This is a genomic window from Azospirillum sp. (assembly GCF_035627195.1).
Classification (GTDB): Bacteria; Pseudomonadota; Alphaproteobacteria; order Azospirillales; family Azospirillaceae; genus Azospirillum.
Genome location: NZ_DASPMG010000269.1, coordinates 1 through 2,180, shown reverse-complemented (window position 1 = coordinate 2,180; position 2,180 = coordinate 1). Strand labels below are relative to the sequence as shown.

The window sequence follows — 2,180 nt, the reverse complement described above, 5'->3', positions numbered from 1 at the left end:
GGATCGTTGGGGTCGTGCAGGAAGCGTTCGAAGGTTTCCGTCGCCGCGTCGAACAGGTTCAGTCCACGCTGGGTTCCCGCCCACAGGCGCCCCTTGCTGTCGCGCAGCAACGCCTGAACGCTGTTGTCGCTGAGGCTGTCGGCGCGGTCCGGGGCGTTGGCGAAGACGCGATACGCATCGTTTTCCAGGCCGATGCGCGCCAAACCCATGCTGCCGCCCACCCACAGGACGGGTTCCTCCGCCATCAGGGACAGGATGTTCGCTCCCTGCAGCGGCAGGAAGGTGTGCACCCGGCCGGTCGCCGGAACGGCCCGGTACAGGCCGGTGCGCGCCCCCGTCCAGACGTCGCCATTCGCCAGCGACGCGATGGCCTGGATCATCTGCCGGGGTAGCCCGCGGCCGCGGCCCGGGCCCGGGCGCATCTCGGCGACGCGGCCGTCCACCGGGTCGAGCAGCGCGATCCCCTCGGTGCGGAAGCCCAGCCAGACCTTGCCGTCCGGGCGCACGCTCATGCTGCGCACGTCCCGGCCCAGCAGCCCGCCGGGGGTGGACGGCACGACCGTCAGGAAGCCGTGGTCCACCGGGTTGTGCCGGTCGACGCCTCGGGAGGTGCCCATCCACACCAAACCGGAGCGGTCGACCAGCATGGTGGCCACGGCATCGTCGCTGAGGCTGGTTGGGTCCTGTGGATCGTGGCGGATGGGGCGGATGGCGCCGGTGGCGACGCGCAGTTCATGGATGCCGCCACCGAACTCGCCGATCCAGAGCGTGCCCGGCGTCGGTTCGACGATGGCCGACACCCTTTGCCCGGAGGGAACGAAGGCGCTGAGCAGGCGCAGCGCGCCCGTCGCCTCGTCGACGAAGCCGACCTGCCCGATCGCCGTGCCGACCCACAGCCGGCCGGCACCATCCTCGAACAGCGCCGTCGGAACGACGTCGGCCTCGCCCGGCACCGGCACCGGCAGGAAGCGGCCGCTGCCCGGCGGCCGCCGCATCAACCCTTGCCGCGTGCCCAGCCACAGCGTGCCCTTGCTGTCCCGTCGGATGGCCTGGAACTCGCCGGGCGGCAGTCCAAGCTCGGCCGGGTCGTCGCGCCGCCAGCGTCCCGATTCGGTCTCGAGGTGGGCGAGCCCGTTCGTCCCGATGGTCCAGAGCCCGCCATGCCCGTCGCTCGCCATCCCGCGCATGCGGCCGGCGGCGCCTTTCGCATCGCGGTGCGTGATGAAGGCGTTCCGCTCGGGATCGAAGCGCGCGACGGTGCCGGAAAGGCTGCCCACCCACAGGTGGCCGCCCTCGTCGACCAGCAGCTCGGCGATGACGTTCTCGGGCAGTGAACCCGGATCGCCGCTGCCGTGCCGGTACACGCGCATCCGGTATCCGTCCCAGCGCGCCAGGCCACCCGGCGTGCCGATCCAGACGAACCCCGCGTGATCCTGGACCAGCGCCAGGGCCACGGTATAGGGCAGGCCGTCGGACTGGCCGATGTGGCTGAACAGGGGACCGGCCAAGCGGCTCCACGGCGGCGGAGCGCCGTCTTGCCCCAAAGCCGGACGTGTCGCCGCCGGCAACGCCGACACCATCAGCGATGCCGCCCAAAAGAGCGGCAACAGTCGGCGCGGGTGGTTCATGAGAACAGGCCAAGTCATTCGTAAAATATTGCGGCGGATATTGCGCCGCATCCGCCGTCGGAGCAAGCCACGCTGTCGAACTGAAATCCAGCTGAGGACAGCCTCCACATCCTGTCAATAATTCATCAGGGATGCCGATCCCGCGTCCGGCCGCAGATCGGCGGCGCCTGATACCGGACCGTGTGGCCGGTGCCTCGGCGGCACCGGCCAAGCGGAACCGGCCAATAGGAGCCAGCGGTTGCCGATCTACTTCTTCTTCCAGACCTCGGTGCCCTTGTTGCCCGGGTCGGTGCGGCGCCACCACGGGCCCGACAGGCTGCCGTCGGGGTTCACGTTCATCAGCATGATGGTGTTCTTGCCGTCGGCCACGGCCGCGACCGCCAGGACGTTGCCGGTCACCTGGCCGACGCCGACGTAGTCGCCGCCGTCCCACTTCACGCTCAGCGCGCCCGACTTCTCGTTCGTCACCACGACGGTGCCGGCCTCCTTGTAGGCCGAACCGTCGGTGTCGGTGCCGTTGTAGGTGTAGGTGCCGACGACGTTGGCCGACTG

General features: G+C 70.1%; 2 protein-coding genes. Both read right to left on the bottom strand.

What is annotated here, in order from left to right; all coding sequences use genetic code 11:
* Positions 1–1,508 (bottom strand): ligand-binding sensor domain-containing protein (locus tag VED21_RS24855; RefSeq protein WP_324887089.1); only part of this gene is annotated, 1,508 nt, incomplete at its 3' end.
* A 366-nt stretch (positions 1,509–1,874) separates the two neighbouring features.
* Positions 1,875–2,180 (bottom strand): hypothetical protein (locus VED21_RS24850; RefSeq protein WP_324887087.1); only part of this gene is annotated, 306 nt, incomplete at its 5' end.